Origin of the sequence: Sphingomonas sp. BT-65 (assembly GCF_026107375.2) — a bacterium.
GTDB lineage: Bacteria > Pseudomonadota > Alphaproteobacteria > Sphingomonadales > Sphingomonadaceae > Sphingomonas.
On the sequence record NZ_JAPCIA010000001.1, the window covers coordinates 755,160 to 780,379 of the forward strand.

The 25,220-nt window shown below is 67.1% G+C and carries 18 protein-coding genes and 1 pseudogene; 16 read left to right on the forward strand and 3 right to left on the reverse strand.

What is annotated here, in order from left to right; genetic code table 11:
- Window positions 1–167: 167 nt before the first annotated feature.
- The 15 genes and pseudogenes from OK349_RS03735 (at window position 168) to OK349_RS03810 (ending at window position 20,022) form a co-directional block, all read left to right on the forward strand.
- Window positions 168–2,075 carry a DUF3363 domain-containing protein gene (locus OK349_RS03735; RefSeq protein ID WP_265116477.1) on the forward strand — a complete coding sequence of 636 codons (1,908 nt, stop codon included), beginning with the start codon at window positions 168–170 and terminating at the stop codon, window positions 2,073–2,075.
- A 122-nt stretch (window positions 2,076–2,197) separates the two neighbouring features.
- Complete coding sequence (locus OK349_RS03740) at window positions 2,198–2,707, forward strand: RNA polymerase sigma factor (RefSeq protein WP_265116478.1); 510 nt, start codon at window positions 2,198–2,200, stop codon at window positions 2,705–2,707.
- Window positions 2,704–3,753, forward strand: coding sequence for a FecR family protein (locus tag OK349_RS03745; protein ID WP_265116479.1), 1,050 nt, complete (start codon window positions 2,704–2,706; stop codon window positions 3,751–3,753). Before OK349_RS03740 ends, OK349_RS03745 begins: the two co-directional genes overlap by 4 nt.
- 107 nt (window positions 3,754–3,860) lie before the next feature.
- Window positions 3,861–7,037, forward strand: a complete 3,177-nt coding sequence (locus OK349_RS03750) for a TonB-dependent receptor (RefSeq protein WP_265116480.1) — start codon at window positions 3,861–3,863, stop codon at window positions 7,035–7,037.
- 25 nt (window positions 7,038–7,062) lie between these two features.
- Window positions 7,063–9,411 carry a S9 family peptidase gene (locus tag OK349_RS03755; protein ID WP_265116481.1) on the forward strand — a complete coding sequence of 783 codons (2,349 nt, stop codon included), beginning with the start codon at window positions 7,063–7,065 and terminating at the stop codon, window positions 9,409–9,411.
- Between the two features lie 545 nt (window positions 9,412–9,956).
- Window positions 9,957–11,699 (forward strand): annotated as a pseudogene (gene traG / locus OK349_RS03760) (IncP-type conjugal transfer protein TraG); the annotation flags it as partial.
- A 119-nt stretch (window positions 11,700–11,818) separates the two neighbouring features.
- The gene (locus OK349_RS03770) at window positions 11,819–12,178 is read left to right on the forward strand and encodes a TrbC/VirB2 family type IV secretion system protein (protein ID WP_265116482.1); all 360 of its coding nucleotides are present in this window, start codon (window positions 11,819–11,821) and stop codon (window positions 12,176–12,178) included.
- On the forward strand, window positions 12,175–12,438 hold the full coding sequence (locus OK349_RS03775; protein ID WP_265116483.1) for a VirB3 family type IV secretion system protein: 264 nt from the start codon (window positions 12,175–12,177) through the stop codon (window positions 12,436–12,438). The genes OK349_RS03770 and OK349_RS03775 overlap by 4 nt, the downstream gene beginning before the upstream one ends.
- Window positions 12,438–14,891, forward strand: a complete 2,454-nt coding sequence (gene trbE, locus OK349_RS03780; protein WP_265116484.1) for a conjugal transfer protein TrbE — start codon at window positions 12,438–12,440, stop codon at window positions 14,889–14,891. The genes OK349_RS03775 and trbE overlap by 1 nt, the downstream gene beginning before the upstream one ends.
- Complete coding sequence (gene trbJ / locus OK349_RS03785) at window positions 14,888–15,610, forward strand: P-type conjugative transfer protein TrbJ (protein WP_265116485.1); 723 nt, start codon at window positions 14,888–14,890, stop codon at window positions 15,608–15,610. The genes trbE and trbJ overlap by 4 nt, the downstream gene beginning before the upstream one ends.
- An 11-nt stretch (window positions 15,611–15,621) precedes the next feature.
- Window positions 15,622–15,888: an EexN family lipoprotein gene (locus tag OK349_RS03790; RefSeq protein WP_265116486.1), complete on the forward strand. Its 267-nt coding sequence runs from the start codon at window positions 15,622–15,624 to the stop codon at window positions 15,886–15,888.
- 5 nt (window positions 15,889–15,893) lie between these two features.
- Window positions 15,894–17,099, forward strand: a complete 1,206-nt coding sequence (trbL, locus tag OK349_RS03795) for a P-type conjugative transfer protein TrbL (RefSeq protein ID WP_265116487.1) — start codon at window positions 15,894–15,896, stop codon at window positions 17,097–17,099.
- Window positions 17,100–17,102: 3 nt separating this feature from the next.
- Window positions 17,103–17,822, forward strand: a complete 720-nt coding sequence (gene trbF, locus OK349_RS03800) for a conjugal transfer protein TrbF (protein ID WP_265116488.1) — start codon at window positions 17,103–17,105, stop codon at window positions 17,820–17,822.
- A complete protein-coding gene (trbG, locus tag OK349_RS03805) occupies window positions 17,819–18,799 on the forward strand; it encodes a P-type conjugative transfer protein TrbG (RefSeq protein ID WP_265116489.1) in 981 nt (326 codons plus the stop codon). Before trbF ends, trbG begins: the two co-directional genes overlap by 4 nt.
- Window positions 18,796–20,022 (forward strand): TraB/TrbI/VirB10 family type IV secretion system protein, encoded by a 1,227-nt coding sequence (locus OK349_RS03810; protein WP_265116490.1) that lies wholly within the window; start codon window positions 18,796–18,798, stop codon window positions 20,020–20,022. Before trbG ends, OK349_RS03810 begins: the two co-directional genes overlap by 4 nt.
- 27 nt (window positions 20,023–20,049) lie before the next feature.
- Here OK349_RS03810 and OK349_RS03815 read toward each other — a convergent pair whose 3' ends face one another.
- On the reverse strand, window positions 20,050–20,559 hold the full coding sequence (locus OK349_RS03815) for a hypothetical protein (RefSeq protein WP_265116491.1): 510 nt from the start codon (window positions 20,557–20,559) through the stop codon (window positions 20,050–20,052).
- A gap of 79 nt (window positions 20,560–20,638) precedes the next feature.
- Between OK349_RS03815 and OK349_RS03820 the strand changes: the two genes are divergently transcribed.
- Complete coding sequence (locus tag OK349_RS03820) at window positions 20,639–21,658, forward strand: LysR family transcriptional regulator (protein WP_265116492.1); 1,020 nt, start codon at window positions 20,639–20,641, stop codon at window positions 21,656–21,658.
- 148 nt (window positions 21,659–21,806) lie between these two features.
- On the opposite strand, the gene OK349_RS03825 is transcribed toward OK349_RS03820, so the two are convergent.
- Window positions 21,807–22,955: a DNA cytosine methyltransferase gene (locus OK349_RS03825; RefSeq protein WP_265116493.1), complete on the reverse strand. Its 1,149-nt coding sequence runs from the start codon at window positions 22,953–22,955 to the stop codon at window positions 21,807–21,809.
- A gap of 74 nt (window positions 22,956–23,029) precedes the next feature.
- Window positions 23,030–25,219, reverse strand: a complete 2,190-nt coding sequence (locus OK349_RS03830) for an ATP-binding protein (RefSeq protein WP_265116494.1) — start codon at window positions 25,217–25,219, stop codon at window positions 23,030–23,032.
- Between the last annotated feature and the right edge of the window lies 1 nt (window position 25,220).

Consider the following 25,220-nt stretch of genomic DNA (forward strand, 5'->3'; position numbering starts at 1 on the left):
TGGGCAAGATAGAAGGCCACGGCACGCGCCGGCGCGTTTGCGGCGGTCTGCACATCGGTTGGCGCGGCACGCGCCGAGGAACGCGCGGTGCCGCCGATCGCCGTTTTGGCTGCTGTTCTCCCACGTCCCGCGTGCCGTGCGCGCCGGGCTGCGCCGGGGCATGACCGATGGCCGGCGCTGACGACGACTTCCGGCTTCGGCCGCGTCCGCCGAGGCGGCCTCGCCGGGGACCGTCGGCGAAGTTCGTCACCCGCGTGCTGCGCGCCGCGGGCAAGGCCGGACCGCTTCGCCCGCCGCAGCGCCGCCGCGCGTCCGCGGCGCGGCTCGCGCGCGGCGCGATCGCCGCGCGGCTGGTCGGATCGCAGCTCGGCCGGCAGGCGCGGCGCGTGGTGATCAAGACCCGGTTGATGGTGCTGGCCGACGCCGGCGCGCGCTCGACGATCACCCATCTCGCCTATCTCGAGCGCGACGCGGTCGGACCCAATGGCGAGCGCGGCCATGCCTATGGCCGCGACGCCGAGCAGATCGACACGGGCGATTTCGAGGCGCGCGGCCGCGGCGACCGCCATCAGTTCCGCATCATCGTCGCGCCGGAGGACGGCGCGGCGCTTGGCGATCTCAAAGCCTTTACCCGCGGGCTGATGGCGCGGATGGAAGCGGACCTCGGCACGCGGCTCGATTGGGTCGCGGTCGATCATCACGAAACCGCCAATCCCCATAGCCATGTCGTGCTGCGCGGCGTCGACCAAGCCGGCGCCGACCTAGTCATCGCCCGCGACTATATCGCACACGGCATGCGCATGCGCGCCTCCGGGCTCGCCACCGAATGGCTCGGGCCGCGCACCGAACGCGAGATCGCCCAGGCGCTCGATCGCGACGCGGTCGCCGATCGCTGGACCGGACTCGACCGCGCACTCGTCCGCGCGGCGGGCTCGGAACGCGAGGTGACGCCGTCCGGGCCGCTGCGAAGCGCTCAGGGGCGCCGGCTGCACCACCTCGAAACGCTGGGCCTCGCCGAGCCGGTGGGACGCGGCCGCTGGCGGCTCGCGGCGCAGCTCGAACCGACGCTGCGCGCGCTCGGGGAGCGCGGCGACATTGTCCGCACGATGCAGCGGGCGTTCGGCGCCGGCCAGCGCGCCTTGGTCCTGCCCGGCGAGGACGAGGCGCAAGGCGCGGTGACCGGCTGCATCGCCGCCAAGGGCCTTGCCGACGAGCTCGGCGATCAGGGCTATCTGGTGATCGACGGCGTCGACGGCCGCGCCCACTACGCGCGGCTGCCCCGCGGCAGCGACCTCGCCGCCTGGCCTGTCGGCGGCATCGTCGAGCTGCACCGTGCCGGCGCGGCCGATCGGACGATCGCCGCCGTCGCTGAGGACGGGATCTACTCGGTCGCGCGGCATCGCGCGCGCGCCGCGAGCGAGCGCAATCCCGACGGCTTCGTTGCCGCGCACGTCCGGCGGCTTGAGGCGCTGCGGCGCGCGGGCCTGGCCGAACGGCTCGACGGCGATCGCTGGCGGGTGCCGCCGGACTTCGTCGCGCGCGGCGCGGCGCACGACCGCACGCAGGACGTGGCGCCGCGGCTGCGGTCGACCTTGCCGCTCGACGCGCAGGTCCGCGCGATCGGCGCCACCTGGCTCGACCAGACCCTGGTCGAGGGCCGCGACCGGCTTGCGCTTGGCGGGTTCGGCGCCGAAGTGCGCGACGCGCTCGGCCGGCGCGAAGCCGTGCTCGAGCGCGAAGGCTTGGCTCGGCGCGCGAACGGACGGTTGATCCTCGCGCGCGACCTGCTCGCGCAGCTGCGCGTCCGCGACCTCGACGCCGCGGCGCGGACGATCGCCGCCGACACCGGGCTGGCGTATCGCGGCGCTGCGCATGGCGCCGTCGCCGGTACCTATGTCGGTGCGGTCGACCGTCCGAGCGGCCGCTTCGCCATGCTCGACGACGGTGCCGGCGGGTTCGCGCTCGTGCCTTGGCGGCCGGTGATCGAACAGCGGCTCGGTCAGTGGATTTCGGGCGTCGCGCGCGGGTCGGAGATCAGCTGGAACCTCGGCCGCACGCGCGGCATCGGGCCGTGAATCCCCGAAACGGCGATCGCCGTGGCCAGATCCGAACCATTTTGGCAGAGTCGCTGTCCCGGCGTTCGCCTGCTGCGTCTTATGCGATATCATCATCCCGCCGATTGGAAGGCGTCGGACCGGTGCAGACGGAGCAGGTCAGTGATCAGGTGCAGTTCAACCGCCGCTGGCGGCCCGCGCTCATGTCGTTTTTCCTGCGCCGCGTCCGCGATCATGCGGAGGCCGAGGACCTGACCCAGGAAGTGTTCGCGCGCCTCCTCGGCAGCAGCGAAACCATCACCACGTCGCCCGACGCCTATGTGTTCCAGGTGGCGGCGAACCTGCTCACCGACCGCGCGCGGCGGGCGCGGGTGCGAGCCGACTATCGCGAGAGCCTCGGCCAGGTCGACGACCTGGGGGTCGAGCCGCTCGACCCGCATCGCATCGCGGTTGGCCGCGCCGCCATGGAGAGCTTCACTCGGAGCCTCGACGAGCTGCCTGAGCGGACCCGCATCATCTTCGTCCTCTACCGCATCGAGCAGATGGGCCAGGGCGAGATCGCCGACGCGCTGGGCATCACCAGCAGCGCGGTCAAGAAGCATGTCGCCAAGGCGATGGCGTTCTTCATGGCTCGGCTGAGGGACGCGCCATGAGCCGCGTCGACCCCCAGGACATGCCCGAGGGGCGCGACGAGGAGGCCGCGATCTGGTGCATGCGGCTCGCCGAGGATCGGCTGTCGCCCCACGAGCAGCGCGAGTTCGACGCTTGGCTCGCGGTGCCCGGCAATGCCGAGGCGTTCGACGACGCAGTGCTGGTCTGGCAGACGGCGGAAGCAGCCGCGCATCGCCCCGAGGTGATCCACGCGCGCACCGAAGCGCTCGACGCCTTTCGCGACGGCAATAGCCGCCGTTGGGTGCGCCGCGCCTCGCGACGCTGGTATTGGCCGGTCGGCACCGTCGCGGCGATCCTGCTGGTGGCGCTAACCAGCCTCATGCTGCTTCACGACCCGGTCCAGGTCTTCGAGACCGGCATCGGCGAGCGGCGCATCGCGATGCTTCAGGACGGTTCGCGCCTGTCGCTAGATGCCGCCACCAAGGTCGATGTCCACTTGGCGAGCAACCGCCGCGAGCTCACGCTGCTTAGCGGGCGCGCGAAGTTCGATGTCGCCAGGGATCCACTCCGCCCGTTCAGCGTGCTCGCCGGCGATAAGCTGATCGTCGCCACCGGCACCTCGTTCAGCGTCGAGATCCTCCGCGGCCAGGTCCGCGTGCTGCTCTACGAGGGGCATGTCGACGTGCTCGACCAGCCTTCAGGCGGTGCCGCGCCCCGGCAACTTGAGCTCAAGCGTGCTGGCGGCGCGCCGCCGCTTCCGGCCGCCCAGGCGCTGACGCCCGGCCGTGAGCTGGTCACGCCGATCAGCGCCGGGACCGCGACGATCGCGCTGGCCGATCTGCCGCGCAGCCTCTCTTGGGAGGGAGGCCAGCTGAGCTTCGACGGCGAGGCCCTGCCCGCCGCAGTCGAGCGTATGAACCGCTACGCGGCGAAGAAGCTCGTTGTGGGAGATTCCTATGTCGCGTCGCTCAAGGTCGACGGCGTCTACACCGCCGGCGACACCGACGCCTTTGTCGAAGGCATGTCAGCGCTTTACGGCGTCAAGGCGGTTCCCGGGGCCGACAGCGTGACGCTGAAACGCGACTGATCGTTAACAAATTCAGCGGGCGGCGCTGTCCCTGCCCGTGCGTGGCGCGTCCTACCCTCCGCATTTCGCCGAACGCGCGGCGGACGCTAAACGGGGGGTACGAAACGATGGCGATGGGGAATTCGAAGCAGTTGCTCAGGAGTGGCATCGCCGCGACCGCGACGCTGATGTTCGCGCAGGCGGTGCCCGCCTATGCGCAGGAGCAGACCTACAGCTTCGACATTCCTGCTCAGGACATGGGGCCGGCGCTGCGCGCGTTCGCGCGCGCGTCGCGCCAGCAGGTCGCTTTCGACGACAAGGCCGTGCGTGGCAGGCGTAGCACCGCCATCAAGGGCCAGATGTCCGCGCGGCAAGCCCTCGAGCGCCTGATCGGTGGCTCGGGACTGACGGTCGAGCGCGGCACCTCGGGCTTGTTCATTGTCCGGCCTTCAGCCGCAGGGGCGCAAGCTGACACTGTGGCGTCTTTGGGGGATGGCGCAGTTTCCAATGTGGACGATTCGGATCGGTCGGCCGGCGCCACGCCTGATATTCTTGTCGTGGGGCGACGGACGATCAACGCCGACATCAAGCGCACGGAGGATGACGCACAGCCCTATGTCGTGTTCAGCGGCGATGATGTCAGGCGCTCTCAGGCAACAAACCTGGAAGACTTTCTGAAGACCCGTCTTCCCATGAATTCTCTCGACATGTCGTTCAGTCAGGCTGCGGCAAATGGCAATCGCAGCACGATCAACCTGCGCGGCCTCGGAGCCAATCAGACCCTGATTCTCGTGGACGGCCGCAGGTTTCCGGGCGCGGTCCAAAATGCGTCCGTTCGCCAGCCGGACATCAACGGCCTGCCGCTTTCGGCGATCGAAAGGATCGAGGTTCTGCCTGCGACGGCTTCGGGCATTTATGGTGGAGGGGCCACCGGCGGCGTCGTAAATATCATCACGCGGAAGGATTATACAGGGCTCGAAGGAAATTTGACCTTCGGGCTCACCGATCGCGGCGACAGCGGAACCTACCGGATCGATGCCAGCGCCGGCATTGCCCTCGAAGGCGGTCGCACCCGAATCTTGGTCGCCGCCAGCCATGAGCGATCTGAGCCTCTGTACACCGGGGACCGGGATTTCGTGGAGCGCGCCCGCGCGCTGCAGTTCGCGAACAATCCCAATGCGTTCTATAACCTTACATCGCCGCCATCCGGCTATACCACCAACATCTGTTCGGCCGCTTCGCCAACCGCGACAACCTGCAGCAATGCACCACTTGTTCTGGACAGTGGAGCATCGCTGGGATCGAACCGCACCTTTGTCCCGATCGGATATGCGGGTTCTGATGGTGGCGCCGCGCTGGTCGGCAATGCCGGCCAATACAGCCTCGGCATTCCCAACGATGTCAGTGCCGCCCGACGCGCCCTGTTCTCGGGGATGACGACCAACTCGGTGTCCGTCAATGTGAACCGGAAGTTCAATGAAAAGCTCGATGTCTTCGCCGACTTCACATGGCTGGACAATGGCGCTGACGGTCTGACCGGATTCCCGACAAGCATCGTGACTATTCCCGGGTCGGCACCAACCAATCCGTTCCAGAACGCGATCCTGGTGCGGTATCCGGTGACCGGTCCTGGATTCCCGTTCATCAATGACTCGACTACCGTCCGAGCGACGGGTGGGCTGATTCTGCGGCTACCGAGCAACTGGTCCGCAGCCGCAGACTTCACCTGGGGTTTCGGCGAACTAAAGCGGCGCGCAACGGAACAGTTCCTCGGCGATCCCGATGGGAGCGGCCCGGGCATCTCGCTGCTCACGGCACTTCAGAATGGCACATTGAATCCCATCAAGGACCTCAATGCATTTCCCCTCGATTTTGGCCCGTACTTGCTTCCTACGCCAACGCTCCAGAGCACAAACAAGACGATTTTCCGGAATGCCAGCTTCCGGCTGTCGGGACCAATCGCTACACTTCCGGCCGGAAAGGCTACGGTCACGGGTCTGCTGGAGTGGAGAGAGGATGAGGCGGAAGACATTTTCACAACTTCCGTGAACGCAAGCGCTGCGCGCAATACCATGTTCTTTCCTGCACGGCGGCAGTCCGTTCTGGCTTCCTATGCGGAAGTCCGTGTTCCTCTGTTTTCCGAAGCGAACTCCATCTCGTTGATCAACGAACTCGAGCTTCAAGGCTCTGTCCGTTATGAGCGCTACCGCACAGTGGCACCGAGCCCGACCTCCGCCACCGTGCCGTCACCCGAAGGTCCCCTCCCAGACTTGACCTACAGCACCAACAGAGTGTCGGCGACAAGCTACACAGCCGCCGTCAAATACTCTCCCTTCAAGGGGCTGTCGCTTCGCGGGAGTTATAACACCGGCTTCCTGCCACCATCGATAACGCAGATTGTGCCGAATATCGTGACCGGTTTCTCGCTGGCCCTAGTCGATCCCAAACGTGGGAATGGGACCTCCACTTTCGCCTTCACGCAAATCACGAGCGGAAATCCTGATCTTTCGCCTGAACGCTCGGAGAGCTGGTCGATCGGTGCGGTGCTTTCGCCTCCTTCGGTTCGTGGCCTCCGTTTGTCGGTGGACTACACCAATATTCGGAAGACCGATGAATTGTTCAGCCCAGATTTTCAGACGATCCTGAACCTCGAAGATGCGCTGGCCGGCCGTGTAATACGAAAGCCCCTGACGCCTGACGACATCGCTCGCGGCTACACCGGCGGCGTTGTTGAAAGCATCGACCGGAGCCTGCTCAACGTGACCGGCAGCAAGGTCGAGGCGGTCGACATCCAGGCGGACTATGAGTTCGACCTCGGAAAGGCCGGGGCGGTTCAACTCTACGCTGTGGCGACATGGCAGCCGACCTTCGAGCGGCAGACGCTTCCGACATTGCCGTTCGTCAGCTCGGTGGGCTTCAGCGGCGGTATCCTCGAATGGAGAGGAAACGTCGGCCTTGACTGGACGATCGGCGGAACCACTTTGAGTTGGAACGCGCAATATTATGATTCCTATTCGATCTGTGTAGCCACTGATCTTGCGAACCCCTGCTCCCAGAAAACGCTGAACCAGGGATCGGCAACAGTTCCCTCCCAGATGTACCATGACCTCTCATTTCGGCACCGCTTCTCGGGCAGCGAGCTAGGAGGAAGCATCTTGGAGAATGTGGAGGTGCTCTTCAGCGTCCTTAACGTATTCGACAAGCGCCCCCCGATCTTGGCGACCATAGCTGCAGCGGACGGCTACAGCACATACGGCGACCCACGCATGCGCCGCTTCCGCCTGAGCCTGCGCAAGGCCTTCTAGGTTCCAGTCAACTGGATGATTTCTTATGCAAGTAGCGCGCGCGCTTCGAGTCGTCTGGGTCTCGGTGGCTCTCATTCTAACCTGTGCTGGACCGGCTCAATCCGAAGGCAATCTGGAAGCAAAGGAGGAGGCACCGCCTAGACGGCTGGAGCGAATATCAAATTCCTCCATCTCCCCGGATGGCACCTATGTCCTTTATCGGATGGCCGCGGATCGAAACGGGGAGCCGGTGCTGGCGACTTACCATCTCATCAACGTGATGACGGGTGCCACGATCCAGCTACCCGGCGCCGCGTATCTGGTAAACGCGAAGGATCACGTAAACCCGCCAATCTGGGCGCCGGACAGCTCAAAGATTGCCTATACGGCAGTGGAAGGTGATATCTGGCGGCTGATCATCTGGGATACGAAGCGTGGCCGCTTGTCGCTTGGGGACAGTGGTGCGGTCTGCGGACGGGCGGAACGAGCCCGTGAAGGCGGGTGCGTTGTTCAGTCCCTTGAGTGGACACCCGATTCTCGAAGCGTGATATTTCTTGCTCCGCCTTCAGGGACGCCCCTCTCCGAGCTTTCAATTAGGAGCGCCAAAGGACATCGGCTGCCGTGGGAGCGGCTTTTGATGTCCGATCCAGAAAACGACGGCGCAACGCGAATAAGCTCACGCGACACTGCTGGATTGAAAGCCGTTAATACTACTAGCGTCGTGGAAGCGCGTTTGATCAGTACAGAAGACGGCGAAATATCGACGATCGCTTCACGATCCCTACTACAGAGTATTAAAGTTTCCCCAGACGGCCGCTCAATTCTGATCGCATATGAAGGCCCGCGCAATGATGTCATTCCGCAGAGGCATGTTTATTATGAAGTGCTTTCGATCAAGCAGCCGGACGCCAGCAAACGTCAGCCACTGCTGATGAAAGCGTATCCGGAGCGAACGTCCTGGTCACCGGACAGCAGGAAAATCGCGTTTGTCGAAAGCGGGCCGACCACGGATGGCGACATCATCCTCTATGAACTGCAATCGGGGACGCTGACAAATCTGACCGGCAAGATAGATCTTCCCGGAGAAGCTCCCGAAGCGGATCGAACTGTTGAGGGAAGGGATGCAACCTATGCGGGGCGCAAATTCGGCGCAAGCGACAGAATTGATTGGACGGCCAACGGCGCGGAGCTTCTTGTTTCCCGCCAGGTGCTGATGAACGGCAGTTGGAGACGGCAACTGTGGGTAGTCTCGGCGCGTTCCGGCGCGGCGCGTAGCCTTTCAGGCAAGTTCGCGTGCGACGTTGCACAGAATTCGCTGACACTGTCTCTTGGGACGATAGTAGGCATGTCGTGCGATGCGTCGATCGCGTTTGCCGACGTTGACGGCCGCGCAGAGGACGCTTCCCGGAAGCTCTCCATTCCCGGCAGATTGACCTCAAGGCGGCTCCCCACCGTGTCCAAGACGGGCCGTATCGCCTTTGTGATTGAGAGCGCGGAGAATGGCGAGGAGATCAACCTGTTTGACCCGCGGTCGCATGCGCTGCGACGGCTTACATCGGTAAACACCGATCTGGCCGCAGCCGGCTCATCACGGATTGTAAGATGGAGCTACAATTCACAGCCCCGAGCCGGCAGGATTTTCCTTCCAGCGACAGCAGGTCAAAATTTCGCAAAACCGCCACTGATCATACAACTGTATCCGCGCGATGAGCACTACATTAAAGTCGATGATCAGCAATTTGTGACTGCCGACACGGAACTCCACATTCCGCTCGCGGATTTGGTTCGCCGCGGATATTCAGTGTTCAAACCAGAGTTTCCTACTCAAGGAGGAGGGAACAGTTGTTCCGCGCTTGCGGATGAAGTCAGGGCTGCAATTCGTCAGGTCGAAGCGCTTGGTTACGCCGACGTGCGGCGTGTTGGAGTATTCGGTCATAGCTTTGGTGGCTGGGCCGCGACCTGCATCATGACTCGCCTGCCCGATATTTCGGCCGGGGTCAGTGTGGCTGGCATTTCAGATTGGATATCCGGCGCCTTCTCTCCAATTACGAACTCTTCCCCGACGGGGGGACAGTTGAGAATTGGGAAAACCATCTGGGAAGACCCCGAGGCTTTTTGGAGAGAGTCTCCGTTGTCCGGGGTACATAATATCCAGGCCCCTTTGCTACTACTTCATGGAAAACGGGATGATGCCGTCGCGATGGAGCAATCGCTGCATATGTATTTTGCCATGAAATCCGTAGGCAAGGACGTTACGTTGATTGCCTACGACGACGCTGATCACTCTTCGATCTTCAGGAACCCTCATTATTCGAGGCATGTGATTGATTGGTTCGAGCGGTTGGTACCGATCCCACGTACAGTCGGAACGTCAGCGTCAGGCGCGATACGCTAAGGGATGTGTCGAATATCGCGGGCTCCAAATGGATGGGGTTGATTCCCCAGCACCTAAACCGCGCTGAGCGGGAAAACACAGCGCCGCTTCCCGTTGACGACGCGACGATTGCGCGTTTCTTCAATCGGATTCGGTGTGGGCTCACGAAAGCGGAACGCGGGGATTAGCGGAGCGCACACTGACGCCTTCTGGCGAAGCCGCCAGGGGTCGCGCCTTGTGGGTCCGCGTGGCACACTTGCTCGGACCGGAGGTCGCAGCGGCGGCTGGCGCCCAAGCCCGCGCGCACGCCGCCCCGCCGGCCGGTCCTCCGCAAGAGTGCATCCTGTTGTTGCTCCTTACGGAACGGGGAGCGCCGAAATTTCGTCGCACGCTGTAGCGCGTTGATCTGCGCTCTTCTTTCGGCGGCTGCGCTCAGACCGGAATCAATACCTTTGCGGTTCGTGCTCATATCCCGCAAGTCTTTGACCGAGGACGCTTTGTTCGCCGAACCTTGAGCCGCGGGCGACGCACGAGGTGCCGCCCGCCTGTTCAGGGAGGCGCGGAGCATGCAGCCTACCACGGTGCTGTTCGGTCAATTGTCGCTGGTGCTGGCCTGCGTTCTCGCGGGCCTGGTCGCCGCGACCCAATGGACGGCCGCCGCGCTCGGCTATCAACCCGCCTTGGGGGCGCCTCTGTTCCTGTGGCGCGGCACGCCGATCTACGAGCCCTGGTCGATCTTCATCTGGTGGTTCCTCTACGAGGCCTATGCGCCGCGCATTTTCGCGATCGGCGGCGGGATCGCGGCGGTCGGCGGGCTCACCGGCACGCTGACCGCGGTCGCGGGATCGGTGTGGCGCGCGCGGCAGGCGCGCAACGTCACCACCGACGGCTCGGCGCGCTGGGCGGGGCCGCGCGACATCGCCGCGGCCGGGCTCGCGGCGGCCGACGGCGTGTTCCTCGGACGGTCGCGTTCGGCCTATCTGCGCCACGACGGACCCGAGCATGTCATGGCGTTCGCGCCGACCCGCTCGGGCAAGGGCGTCGGCCTGGTCGTGCCGTCGCTGCTCGGCTGGACCGGCTCGGCGGTGGTCCACGACATCAAGGGCGAGAATTGGCAACTGACCGCCGGCTGGCGGGCGCGCTTCTCGCACTGCCTGCTGTTCAATCCCACTGACGACCGCTCCGCCGCCTACAATCCGCTGCTCGAGGTCCGCCGCGGCGCGCACGAGGTGCGCGACGTCCAGAACATCGCCGACATCCTGGTCGACCCGGAAGGCGCGCTCGAGCGGCGCAACCATTGGGAGAAGACCAGCCATGCGCTGTTGGTCGGCGCGATCCTCCATGTGCTGTACGCCGAGGAGGAGAAGACGCTCGCGCGGGTCGCCGCCTTCCTCTCCGATCCGGCGCGCTCGTTCGAGCGGACTCTGGCGGCGATGATGACCACGCCGCACCTGGGCGACGCCGGCGTCCATCCGGTGATCGCCTCGGCAGCGCGCGAGCTGCTCAACAAGAGCGAGAACGAGCGCTCGGGCGTGCTCTCGACCGCGATGTCGTTCCTAGGACTCTATCGCGATCCGACCGTCGCGGCCGTCACCTCGCGCTGCGACTGGCGGATCGCCGACCTGATCGAAGCCGACGCGCCGGTCTCGCTCTATCTGGTGGTGCCGCCCTCGGACATCTCGCGGACCAAGCCGCTGGTGCGGCTGATTCTCAACCAGATCGGCCGCCGGCTGACCGAGAGCCTCGACGGCGCGGACGGCATAGCCCGGCGGCACCGCGTGCTGCTGATGCTCGACGAGTTTCCGGCGCTGGGGCGGCTCGACTTCTTCGAGTCCGCCCTCGCCTTCATGGCAGGCTACGGCCTGCGCGCCTTCCTGATCGCGCAGTCCTTGAACCAGATCGAGAAGGCCTACGGCCCCAACAACGCGATCCTCGACAATTGCCACGTCCGCGTCGCCTTCGCGACCAACGACGAGCGCACCGCCAAGCGCATCTCCGACGCGCTCGGCACCGCCACCGAGCTGCAGTGCGCCGCGCACGACACCGTCGCGCTGCGCACCAAGCCCGGCATTGCCAGCATGACCGAGCTGGTCCGCTCGACGCTGCGGCTGCGTCCCGACCGGATCATCGTCGGCGAAGTGCGCGGTCCCGAAGCGCTGGACCTGCTCAAGGCCTGGGGCACCGGCCATCCCGGCGGCATCGCCACGCTCCACGCCGGCTCGGCGGCGGGCGCGCTGTTGCGGCTCGAGCAGCTCATCCAGGAAGCGGTCATCACCGTACCGCGCGCGCTGATCGCCGAGACCGTCGACCTGGTCGTGTTCATCGCCGGGCGCGGGCGCGACCGCCGCGTCGAGGATCTGGTCCGCGTCCGCGGGCTCGATGCCGCCGGCCAGTACGACCTCGAACCGCTGCTCCAAGGAGGCAAGCCATGACCTGTTCGCGTAGTCCCGCAGTTCCCCGGAAGCGGATTTACGGAAATCTCCGAAAGCGGATTTACGTATCGGCGCTCGTGCTGGCGGCGGCGCTGCTCGCGGCGCCGGCGCACGCCGGCGGCTCGTCGATGCCGTGGGAGGCGCCGCTCCAGTCGATCCTCGAATCAGTCGAAGGCCCGGTCGCGAAGATCGTCGCGGTGATCATCATCATCACCACCGGGCTGACGCTGGCGTTCGGCGACACCTCGGGCGGGTTCCGCCGCCTCGTCCAGATCGTGTTCGGCCTGTCGATCGCCTTCGCGGCGTCGAGTTTCTTCCTGTCCTTCTTCAGCTTCTCGGGCGGAGCCTTGGTGTGACTTTGCCCGACGGCTTCGAGGTGCCGGTCCACCGCGCGCTGACCGAGCCGATCCTGCTCGGCGGCGCGCCGCGCGCGCTCGCGATCGTCAACGGCACGCTCGCCGCCGCGATCGGCATCGGCCTCCAGCTCTGGGTGGTCGGCGTCGCGGTGTGGGCGATCGGCCATGCCGTCGCGGTGTGGTGCGCGCGGTCCGATCCCGACTTCGTCGAGGTGCTCTCGCGCCACCTCAAGCACAAAGCCCACTTGGGGGCCGGGTGATGCTCAACCTCGCCGAATATGCCCGCCGCCCGACGCGCCTCGCCGACTATCTGCCTTGGGCGGCGCTGGTCGCGCCGGGCGTGGTGCTCAACAAGGACGGCAGCTTCCAGCGGACGATGCGCTTCCGCGGACCCGACCTCGACAGCGCGACCGATTCCGAGCTGGTCGCGGCGACCGCGCGGCTCAACAACGCCTTGAAGCGTCTCGGCTCGGGCTGGGCTCTCTATGTCGACGCCGATCGGCGGCCTGCGCCCGCCTATCCCGACAGTGATTTTCCCGATGCGCTGTCGGCGCTGGTCGACGCCGCGCGCCGCGCTGCCTTCGCCGGCGAGGACGAGGACATGCCCGCGCGGCATTTCGAGAGCGGCTATCATCTGACCCTCGCCTGGCTGCCGCCTGCCGAGACCCGCGCCAGGGCGCGCGGGCTGCTGGTCGAGGGCGGCGACCGCCGCTCGGTCGACTGGCGCGAGCAGTGCCAGGCGTTCGCGGCCGAGAGCGACCGGATCGCCGCGCTGGTCGAGACGATCATGCCCGAAGCCGCCTGGCTCGACGACGCCGAGACGCTCACCTATCTCCACGGCGCGGTATCGGCGGCTCCGAAGCCGGTCGCGGTGCCCGAGACGCCGGTCTATCTCGACGCGCTGCTTGGCGCCGACGACTTGGTCGGCGGGCTGTCGCCGATGCTCGGCGACCGGCATCTGCGGCTGCTGACCGTGCGCGGCTTCCCCGCCTCGACCTGGCCGGGGCTGCTCGACGATCTCAACCGGCTCGGCTTCCCCTATCGCTGGACCACGCGCTTCCTGTGCCTCGGCAAGGACGAGGCCGAGCGCCAGCTGGTCAGGCTCCGCCGCCAATGGTTCGCCAAGCGCAAGGGCGTGGTCTCGCTGCTGCGCGAGGTGATCTACCAGCAGGAAGTCGTGCTGGTCGACAGCGACGCCGCCAACAAGTCGGCCGACGCCGATCTCGCCCTGCAGGCGCTCGGTTCCGACGCGGTCGCCTTCGGCCATGTCACCGCCACACTGCTGGTGAGCGCGCGCGACGAAGGCATCGCCGCCGAGCGCGCGCGGGCGGTCGAGCGGATCGTCCAGGGCCGCGGCTTCGTCACCATGAACGAGACGCTCAACGCGGTCGAAGCCTGGCTGTCGACCTTGCCCGGCCACGCCTATGCGAATGTCCGCCAGCCTTTGATCTCGACCGTCAACCTTGTCCACATGCTGCCGGTCTCGGCGGTCTGGGCCGGCCCCGAGCGCAACGCGCATCTGGACGGCCCGCCGCTGATCGTCACCCGCACCGACGGCGCGACGCCGTTCCGCTTCAGCCCCCATGTTGGCGACGTCGGCCATACGCTGGTGGTCGGCCCGACCGGCGCCGGCAAGTCGGTGCTGCTCGGGCTGATCGCGCTCCAGTTCCGCCGCTACCCCGGTGCCCGGATATTCCTGTTCGACAAAGGCGGCTCGGCGCGCGCGACGATCCTCGGCATGGGCGGCGAGCATTACGACCTCGGCGCCGGCGACGAGGAGTCGGCGCTCGCCTTCCAGCCGCTCAGCGGCATCGACGCCGACCCCGAGCGGATCTGGGCGGCCGAGTGGATCGCGGGCTTGGTCGCGCACGAGGGCGTCGCGCTCGATCCGCCGGTCAAGGACGCGATCTGGGCGGGGTTGATGAGCCTTGCCTCGGCACCGCGCGAGGAGCGCACGCTGACCGGCCTGTCGGCGCTGCTCGCCTCCAATCCGCTCCGCCAGGCGCTCGCCCCCTACACGCTCGCCGGCCCGCACGGCCGGCTGCTCGACGCCGACCATGACCGGCTCGGAAGCGCCCAAGTGCAGGCGTTCGAGATGGAGGAGCTGATGCACGCGCGCTCGGCAGTGCTTCCGGTGCTCACCTATCTGTTCCACCGGCTCGAGCAGCGCTTCGACGGCGCGCCGACATTGCTGATCCTCGACGAGGCCTGGGTGTTCCTCGACGATCCGCTGTTCGCCGGCCGCATCCGCGAGTGGCTCAAGGTGCTGCGCAAGAAGAACGTCGCGGTGATCTTCGCCACCCAGAGCCTCGCCGACATCCAGCGCTCCACGATCGCGCCGGCGATCGTCGAGAGCTGCCCGTCGCGGCTGTTCCTGCCCAACCCGCAGGCCACCGAGCCGCAGTTGAAGGAAATCTACCAGGGGTTCGGGCTCAACGCGCGCCAGATCGCGATCATCGCCCAGGCCACGCCCAAGCGCGACTATTACTATCAGTCGCCGCTCGGCAACCGGCTGTTCGATCTCGATATCGGACAGCTCGCGCTCGCCTTTCTCGCGTCGGCCGGCCCCGCCGACCAGCGTGTCATGGACAACATCCTCGCCGAGCACGGCGCGGCCGGCTTCGCCGCCCAATGGGCGCGCCATCGCGGCCTCGCCTGGGCCGCCGACCTCCTCGCCCCCTCCCCCCACGAAGCCAAGGAGACGTCCCCATGAAGAAGCCCGTCCTCATCGCCGCGGCGGTCGCGCTGCTGTGCGCCGCACCGGCATCTGCCATCCCGGTGTTCGACGCATCCAACTATGCGCAGAACATCCTCACCGCCGCGCGCACGCTCACCATGATCAACAACCAGGTGCAGCAGCTCCAGAACGATGCGCAGTCGCTGATCAATCAGGCGCGCAACCTCACGTCGCTGCCGTCGAACGTGATCGGCGAACTCCAGGCGCGGCTGCGCGAGAGCGAGCGGCTGATCCAGCAGGCCAAGGGCGTCGCGTTCGACGTTGCCGAGGCCGACGCCGCGTTCCAGCGCGCCTATCCGCAGGCCTATGCCGGGCTGACCCGCGAGCAGATGACCGCAAACGCGCGCGAGCGCCTAGAGAATTCGCTCGAGGCCCTGCGCACTGCGACCCAGGTCCAGGCGCAGGCCGCGACCGGCCTCGCCGGCGACGACGCGACGCTCGCCGACCTTGTCGCCAAGAGCCAGAGCGCGGTCGGCACGCTGCAGGCGACCCAGGCGACCAACCAGCTGCTCGCGCTCCAGGCCCAGCAGGCGATGCAGGCGCAACGGCTCGAGCTCGCCAACGGCCGCGCCGCCGCGCTCGAGGCCGCGCGCGGCCTCGCCGCGGAGGCCGAGGGCCAGGAGAACCGGCGGCGGTTCATGGGCGGCTCCGGCGCGTCCTACACGCCCGCCAGCGTCACCTTCTACCGCAGCTGAAAGGCCCCGCCATGCTCCGCCACCCTTCCGCCGCCATCCTGCTCTTCCTGCTTGCCGGCTGCGGTTCCAAACCCGCCGACCCGCCGGCGAAGGCGGTCACGCGTGACGGCGACGACCCGCTGGTGGCGGAGCTGGCGGCCGATCCCGAGCGTCTCGCCGAGCTGCGCCGCCGCTGCCGCGCCGACCGCACGGCCGTCGGCGCCGCGACCTGCGAGACGGTGGCGCAGGCGAATCGGCGGCGGTTCTTCGGACCGCCGCCGGCCGAGCCGGGGAACTGAGGCATATGAACGACTTGAACGTCATCGACCGGTTCCTCGACACCTTCGCCCGCTATATCGACAGCGGGTTCGGGCTGCTCGGCGGCGAGGTCGGCTGGCTGTCGGCGACGCTGATCGCCATCGACGTCACGCTCGCCGCCCTGTTCTGGGCGTTCGGCGGCGCCGACGACCTGTTCGCGCGGCTGATCAAGAAGGTGCTCTATGTCGGCGCCTTCGCGTTCATTCTGACCAACTTCAACAGCCTCGCCTCGATCCTCTTCCGCTCGTTCGCGGGGCTCGGTCTGCAGGCCTCGGGTTCGGGCATGACCGAGGCGCAGCTGCTCCAGCCCGGCCGCCTCGCCGCGGTCGGAGTCGACGCCGGGCGGCCGCTGCTCGATCAGATCGGCGAGATGTCGGGGCTGTTCGAGGTCTTCTCCAACATCGACATCATCGTCGTGCTGTTCTGCGCCTGGCTGGTGATCATCATCGCATTCTTCATCCTGGCGGTGCAGATGTTCGTGACTCTGATCGAGTTCAAGCTCACCACGCTTGCCGGCTTCGTGCTCGTCCCCTTCGCCTTCTGGAACAAGACCGCGTTCCTCGCCGAGCGCGTGCTCGGCAATGTCGTCTCGTCGGGCATCAAGATCCTCGTGCTCGCGGTGATCGTCGGCATCGGCTCGGGGCTGTTCGCCGAATTCCGCGTGCCTCCCGGCACCGAGATGACGATCGACCATGCGCTCGCCATCGCGCTCGGATCTCTCACCCTGCTCGGCCTCGGCATCTTCGGCCCGGGCATCGCGACCGGACTGGTGTCGGGCGCGCCGCAGCTCGGCGCGGGCGCAGCCGCCGGCACCGCGCTCGGCGTCGCCGGGCTGGCCGCCGCAGGCGGTGCCGTCGTCGCAGGCGGCGCGGGCCTCGCCGCCGGGGCGGCCGGCTCGACCCTGCGCGGCGCAACCTCGCTCGCCGCCGGAGCCCGCGCCGCCTATGCCGAAGGCGGCATGACCGGCGTCGCGCGCGCCGGCGCAAGCGCGGTCTCAGGCGCTGCCCGGTCGACCGCGGCGCGCGTGTTCGGTGAGCGCGGCGCCGAATCCGGCGACGGCCCGCCCGCCTGGGCAAAGCGCATGCAGCGGCGCCAGGCCGCCACCCACGGCGTCACCGTCGCCGCGCATACGCTGCGGTCGGGCGATCGCGGCGGCCCCGGCGCGTCCCCTACCCTGCCCAAGGAGGATTGACCGATGCGCTGGAAACGCCCCGGCGTGCGCTACGCCGCCTCGCCCGAACCCGAGACGCCCTATCAGCGCGCCGGTCAGGTCTGGGACGAGCGGATCGGATCGGCCCGCGTCCAGGCCCGCAACTGGCGGCTGACCGCCTTCGGACTGATCGGGCTCGCCAGCCTGGTCGCGCTCGACAATATCCGGCTGCGCTCCACCGCGACGATCACGCCGTGGATCGTCCGGGTCGACCAGGTCGGCGCGGCCACCGCCATCGGCCCGGCGAGCGACGCCGAGCCCAACGACCGTGAGATCGCCTACAGCCTTGCGCGCTGGATCGAATGGACCCGCTCGGTGTCGATCGACCCGGTCGTGCTGCGCGAGAACTGGCTGCGCGCTTATGCCTTCGTCACCGACCGCGGCGCCGCCACCTTGAACGAGCAGGCGCGCGCCAACGACCCGTTCGCGCGCGTCGGCGAGCGCGCGGTGACGGTCGAGGTGCAGAGCGTGATCCGCGCCTCGCCGTCGAGCTTCCGCCTCGCCTGGACCGAATGCCGCTACGAGCGTGGGCAGCTCGCCGGTGCCGAGCGCTGGAGCGCCATCCTCACCATCGTCCACCAAGCCCCCAAGGACGCCGACACCATCGCCCGCAACCCGCTCGGCCTCTACGTCCACGGCCTCGACTGGAGCCGTGAGCTCGGTGCGGCGGCGGTGCCGGCGCAATGCGGAGGACCCGCCCAATGACCCGAACCGCTCCGATCCTGCTGCTTCTGCTCGCCGGCTGCGCCGGTCAACCGCGGCCCGCGCCCGCCATCGCGCTCGACGATCCGCCGCCGGCGGTGCCGGCCGAGTCGGTGCCCGAACCGCCGCGGCCGGTGGAGGTCGTCGCCGTGCCCGAGCCGCTGCCGCTGCCCGGCCAGCTCAAGCCGCGTCCCGGACCCGCTTTGCCCGAGACCGGCGATCCCAAGGCGCGCATCGCCCGCGCCCATGCCGCGGCGCGGGTCGAGCCCGCGGGCGATCTTTACATCAACGCCACCCAGGTCTGGCCGTTCGCGCCCGGCGCGCTCTACCAGCTCTATCTGAGCCCTGGCCACGTCACCGACATCGCGCTCGAGCCCGGCGAGCAGCTCGTTTCGGTCTCGGCGGGCGACACCGTGCGCTGGATCGTCGGCGACACCACGAGCGGCAGCGGCGCGGCCGCCCAGGTCCATATCCTCGTCAAGCCGATCGCGGGCGGACTTTCCACCAACCTCGTCATCAACAGCGACCGCCGCACCTATCATCTCGAGCTGTCCTCTGCGCCGGCGAGCTGGATGGCGTCGGTCAGCTGGAGCTATCCGACGGACGCGCTGCTCGCACTGCGCCGGGATGCCGCGCGCTCTGCTGCGGCGGCACCGGTCGCCGAAGGCGTCGCGCTCGACCGGCTCAACTTCCGCTACCGGATCAGCGGCGACGATCCGGCGTGGCGGCCGCTGCGCGCGTTCGACGACGGCGTGCATGTCTACGTTCAGTTTCCCGCCGGCATCGCCCAGGGCGACATGCCGCCCCTGTTCGTGATCGGACCGGCCGGCGAGACCGAGCTGGTCAACTATCGCGTCCGCGCGCCCTATTACATCGTCGACCGGCTGTTCGGCGCGGCCGAGCTGCGCCTGGGCGGCAAGCGCGCCGAGACCGTCCGCATCGAGCGCGACGACGCGAAGCGCCGCGAGCGCCGGCCATGAGCGAGGAACGGGCCACGCCCCCGCCGCCCAAGCTCGATCCCGACCGGCTCGCGCTGCGCGTCCAGCCCCGCCCGGTGCTGCGGATGAGCCGGCGCATGATCGCGGCGGTCGCCGGCGTGGCCGGAATCGGCCTCGCCGGCACGGCGATCTGGTCGCTCTCGAGCCGGCACGCCGGCCCGGCCGCCGGCAGCGAGCTCTACAATGTCGACCGCGTCCAGACCGCCGAGGGGCTCGAGCGGCTGCCGCCCGACTATCGCGTGACCGCGAAGACGCCGCCCGGCGTGCCGCAGCTCGGCGCTCCGATGCCCGGCGACCTCGGTCGGCCGATCGTGCGCGCGCAGGAGGAAGGCCGGCTCGACCCCGCCGTGCCGCCGGTCGCGGCGGACCCGGAGGCGGAAGCACGGCGGGCACGCCTCGAGCAGGCGCGCCGCGAACGCGAGGCGGTGCGGCGTTCGGACGTGCTGTTCCAGAGCGCGCAGGCCGAGCGCGGCCCGGCGATCGCGATGCCGGCGATCGGCGAAGCCGCGGCCCCAGGAGCCGCTCTTACGGCCGCCCCGTCGCCCGCCGACGGCACCCAGGCCGCGAAGCGCGCCTTCCTCGCCGCCGAACCGGGCAAGCGGATTTACGGAACTGCGGATTTGCAGGAACCGCGCTCGCCCTATCAGCTGATGGCGGGCACCGTCATTCCGGCGGCGCTCGTCACCGGCATCAGCTCGGACCTGCCCGGCCAGGCGATCGCCGCCGTCACCGCCAATGTCTACGACAGCGTCACCGGCCGCCATCTGCTCGTACCCCAGGGAACGCGGCTGATCGGCCGCTACGACAGCGCGGTGGGCTATGCCCAGAGCCGGCTTCTGCTGGTGTGGGAGCGGCTGATCTTCCCCGACGGCAGCTCGATTCTGCTCGACGCGCTCCCCGGCGTCGATGTCGGCGGCCGCGCCGGGCTCAAGGACCGGACCGACAATCATTTCGATCGGCTCGCCGGCGGCGCGTTGCTCGCGACTTTGCTCGGGGTCGGCGCCGACCTGGGCACGAACAATGTCGGCAGCAACGGCTCGGTCGTGATCGCGCTGCGCTCAAGCGCGCAGGATGCGGTTGCGCAGGTCGGCCAGGAAATCACCCGGCGCAATCTCGACGTGCAGCCGACGCTGACGATCCGGCCGGGGTTTCCGCTGCGCGTCCTCGTTCAACGCGATTTGGTGCTGCGGCCTGTTGCGCAATGACTTTACGGGAACGAGAAACGACGTTGATCACTTCCCCTTGCTTCGCGCCCGATCCTGGATGTCGAATCCGGGCTGCGACAAGCCAACGATAATGTCGATGAAGCGCTTTGCCTCGGCGATAACCTCACCCGCCTCTGTGGCGTTGCTGAAGCGCCCCTGGTGCACAACCTCGTTACGGACCTTGTTGATCTTCTCGGCCGAAGCGATCAGCGCCTTCGCGGTCTTGCTCTTTTTCGGGCGCGCAAAATAGATCGGCACGAACAGCCGTTCGACTTTCCCTCTGAGGCCGTTTGCCCAGAACAGGAATTGGTCGACGACGACGGCATCAAACTGAGTTTGCTCGGCCCACTCATGCCTGATCGCGTAGTTCGCCGCGATCTCCGCCGCAGTCGAGCACCGCACGATTGCCGCCGACGGTTCGTCCCGAAGATGAAGTCCGGAAAGCTTGTTCCACTGCGACTGCAGCTTATCGAGATCTGAACGCTCGTTGTAGGGCGTCTTCCGTTTCGCCCGATGCTCGTCATCCGACTTCGTCATATGGCCCCCACATCTTCCGTGCTTCACTTTAGGAAGCCGCGCCGGACGGGAAAAGGGCCTTCCCTATGCCGGGTTCCTGGTGCGACGCTATGTGATTTTTCTCCAAATCGGAGCGAATAGATTTCAGTTTTATGTCAGGTTTTGCTGCCCGGCCGAGATTCCGGTGCGTCTCACCAGTGAGAAGACGGCCAGCGGTTTGCCCGTCGAGGGAGGCCGCATGGAGCTTCGGCACCTTAGATACTTTGTCGCCCTCGCCGAAGAACTGCACTTCGGGCGCGCGGCGGCGCGGCTCGGCATCGAGCAGCCGCCGCTCAGCCGGCAGATACGCGATCTCGAAGCCGAATTGGGCGTGGTGCTATTCAATCGCAATTCGCGTTCGACCTGGCTCAGCCCGCACGGCGAGCGCTTCCTGCGCGATGCGCGCCGAATCCTCTACGACGTCGACCAATCGATCACCGAGCTGCGCGCGCGCCCGGCCGACGCCGTGCGGCTGCGCATCGGCTTTGCCGAAGGCCTGTCGGGCATGCCGTTCGGCGACCTGCTGCGCGCCGCCGACGCGGCGGAGCCGGGCCTGCGCATCCGGCTGGTCGAGCGCCCGCTTGCCGAGATGGTCCAGATGCTCAGCCGCGGCACGCTCGACGCCGTGTTCGCGCCCGAGCAGGCCAGTACGCAGGACACGGTGTCGTCGGTCGCATGGGAGGAGCCGATCGCGGCGATCCTTCCCAGGTCCGACCGCCGCTTGCGCTCACCGATGGCGCTCCGCGACCTGTCGTTGCCGCTGATCCTGCCCGATCGCGAGCTGCTGCCGGGTCTCGCCGCGCAGATCGAGCAGCTGCTGACCTCTGAGCAGAAGGCGCAGGCCGCGCCGTCGCGCTTCGCCGCGCTGGCGATGCTCTATGCGTTGGTCGCCTCCGGCCACGGCGCGGGATTGATGCCGGCGTCGCTCCTCACGGAATCCGAATGGAACGACGTGCGCCCGATCGGCGATTCCGGAGCCCGCGTCACGATCTGGCTGACCGTCCGGCGCGACTGCACCGTGCCGGCGCTCGCGACCCTGCAGGCGCTGCTGCGCGCTTCCAATGCGGCGCGCGGGTCCTAGGTGCGGAGCGTGGTCAGAGGTGCTTGGTCAGCACGTCGAACCCGCCTGCGGTCAGCGCCGCGACCAGCGTCTCCCCGTGCGGGCGGCGCGGGCGTGGCGGAAATCAAGTCGGGCGAGCTGACGGTTGCGGCATCGAAACGGCGGGCGATCAATGGCGCGCGCGGAACTCGGCTTGGAGCTGGACCGCGCGCTTAAGGTGCGATCGCACGCTCGTGGTCAAATGCTCGAATTCGGGCAATTTGCTCAGCTCGTGAATGGTGTCGCGGGGATCCGACCCGCACTCACGTCCAGCGAGCAGCTTATCCACTCGACGCAGCCGCGACAGCACGTCGCCGATAGATGCCGGCGTCATTCCCCTCTCTTCGGAGAGCCACCGACGAAAATCGTCGTCGCTGTCGGCCAATCCACGGCTCCGTTCGTAGATGGCGATCGACTCGCCCACTCGCTGCGCGAGCGCAAGAGGCACCGCATTCGCAACCATCGTGTCGATATCCGTCCTTGTGCCGCTGAAGGCGAACTCGCGCGCGAACGTCTGAATGCGGGCGCGTTCCTGCGGCGTCAACTGTCTGACCCCCTCCAGCGTATCCGACGCGTCATTCTCGTGAAGGCGGTATTTCGGCGAGATCGGCCGATTGGTGGATCTCACGGTGGCGGACGGCTCGTCGATTGAGTAGATCGCCTTCCGCCCCCAATTGCGGGGATGGCGGTAATAGACGTCGATGCCGAACTCGTCGCCGAGATAGTCCCGGACCGACATCCGATTTTCGCGCCGCACATCTTCGAGCTGCCGCTTCAGGAAGCCATCTTCCTCGCCGAGGCAACCGATGCAGAAGAACCGCTTTCGAATCTGCGGCACGCCGAAAAAGGATGCGTCCAGAACCACTTCGGTCAGACCGTAGCCGGCGCTGGACAGCGTCGGGCGCGCGTGGCTGTAAGCCGCGCTGCCGACCACCGCCCCCACGTTCTCCATCACGAACCACTGCGGACGAACCGCGCGCACGATCTCGGCGAACACCATCGTGAGGTCCGCGCGGTCCGTTTCACGGCGCTGACCCGCCGCCGAAAAATCCTGGCAGGGCGGCCCGCCGACGATGATGTCGGGATTTTCGCGGTTCACGCGATACGTCGCCTCGACGAGGTTCGATAAATCGATAGCGCTCGCGTCGTGATCGAAATTGGCGTTGTAAACGTCGCGGGCCGCGTCCCACTTCTCGGCCGCCATCACGACTTCGTAGTCGGCGCTCTGAAAGCCGGCGGACATGCCGCCGCATCCGGCGAATAAATCTGCAACCCGCATCGTAGCTCCCGACCCCTGTGGGAGGGAGCTATAGCGTTCAATTCGGCGGCGTCAATAAATTGACGCCGCCCGCCTCAGCCATCTTTGGACGGCGCGGGGAGCCCTTTGGCGGGGGCGGGGAGCGCCGCGGCGGGCTCGAGGAGATGATCGAGCTTGTCCATCGTCGCCCGTAGCCGGCCGTCGTTTTCAGCGATTTTGCGCAGCAGGCCCCAGACCTCGTCGCCGGCGAAGCGTTGCACAAGTTCGATCCGGCTGTCGTCGGCCTCGGGCTCGGCCCGGGTCAACATCGCGGCGAGCATGTCCACATACGCCGCCTGCCCCTCGCGGAACACCTCGTTCCAGCTCTTGACGGTAGTCCGCGTGTCGGTCGTGCGGAAGGCCGGCGCGCCCGGATTGCCGACCAGGAGCCCGGTGACCGCCGCATCGGGGTGATTGGCTTGGACGAAATGCAGATAATCGCTCAGCTGCCGGTCGTTTTCGGCGTTGAGCTCCGGTTGCCAAGGCGACTTGAGCTCGACGACCTCGATCGTTCTCTCGTCGACGCTGGTCAGAAAAACCACGTCGGCGCGCTCGGCTTCGGTCATTCCCTTGATGATCCGGCCGATGCGCCAAGTCTTGTCGTCGAGCAGGTCCGCCGCCTTCTCAACCGAAGTCTTCAGCTGCTGATTGGCGGTGAGCAGTTCGCCGCGCGGCTGCAGGATCCAAGGAAACACCTCGATCAGCTTCTGCAAGCGGGTTTCGGACGTTCTGTTCTTCAACTCCTGCAGCATCGTCAACGCATAGGCCCGCTGCGCGAACGTCAGCGCCAAGTTCATCGCCTCGGGAACGGCGTGCTGATCGAGCCGCAACACGAAAGCCGCGAGCTGCTCCGGTGCGGCTCCGGCCTTGACGAAGTCCTCCCAGACTTCCTTGATGAGTTTCCGAGCGGGCAAATTGGTCCAGGCCTTGGAGACGGCAAGCAGCAGATCGCCGCGCGCCTTTTCCACCTCCGACTTGGGGAGGTCGCGCGTAGCATCGGCGACCAATTGATCCACGGCCTCGTTCTCCGCGGCTGAAAACACCGGGATTTTCTTCGCGTCGCGCAACGCGCCCGCCGTCGTTCGAGTCTCCTTGCCGTGCTTGCCCGCCCGATGCTTGGTGTAGGCATCGAGCCATTTCGACACCTTGTCCTTGCCCCAGGCCGCCAAATCCTGCGCGGCCGCGGCATCCCAGTCGATGCTGGTCCGATCCGTCGACACCAGGTCTTCGTCGAGCTCGTCGAGCCAATCCGCTTCGACGACCGCGTAAAGATATCGCTGGAACACTTCTTTGCCGGTCGATTTGAAGAAGAAGGGCCGGTCCTGCGCGATCTTGCCATGCACGAACACGCCGACCCCGGCCTCGTCGGTCGTGGGCCCCGCCTTCTCGAAAAAGCCGGCCCAGAAGCGGACGTCCTTGCCGTCGATCTTTTCCGTGACCGTCGCGCCCGGTTCGGGCGGTATGCGAAGTTCAAATTCCGGCAGGGCCTCGGCCTCTTCGATCTTCGCGCCGTCGACGTGAACCTCGAAGTCGGGCCGCGCCAGGATGACGGTGAAGCGCCGCGACAGTCCCGACACGGTGGCGGCCCTGTCGGGAAGCGCGTTCGGTGTCAGCTGCGTCATCAACACGAGCGTGCCGTGACCGACGGGGCGAACTTTCGCGAGGAATTCGGCGACCTTGGCGCGTATCGCGGGGTCGCCGCCGACGGGATCCGCGGCCGCATCCACATCCTCGGCGGGAAAGTCCGGTTCGTACCGCCCCGTCGCGCCGGCTTTTTTCAGGCCGGGAAGCTCGAGCGTGAACCAATTGAGCTTGCCGTCGGCGAACGTCGCCACGTCCACCCGCCCGGCGATCCCGAACGGCGCGAGCTTGCCGATGCCCTTCCGGCCCATCGGCGGCCGCCCGCCGTCGGACCGGTCCTTGGGGTTGGCGCGCTTCGCCTTGCCGATCACGAGATACCGCTCGTTGATCGTCGGGAGGGTCATGCCGCTGCCGTCGTCGGCGACCGCGATGTACGCGTCCTGTCCGGGAGCGGCCTCCCGGACATCGACCCAGACATGCTTGGCATCCGCGTCCCAGCTGTTCGCCACCAGCTCGGCCAACACGTTGGACGGCTTGTTCTGGTAGAGCTTGATGCCGAGATGTTCGATGACGTTGTGGTCGAACAGAAGCGCCGGTCGGGGCGGAGGCGCGCCGTCGGGCTGCGCGCCCGCTGAGGAAGCGCCGTCGGTCGTAGGATCGGACATG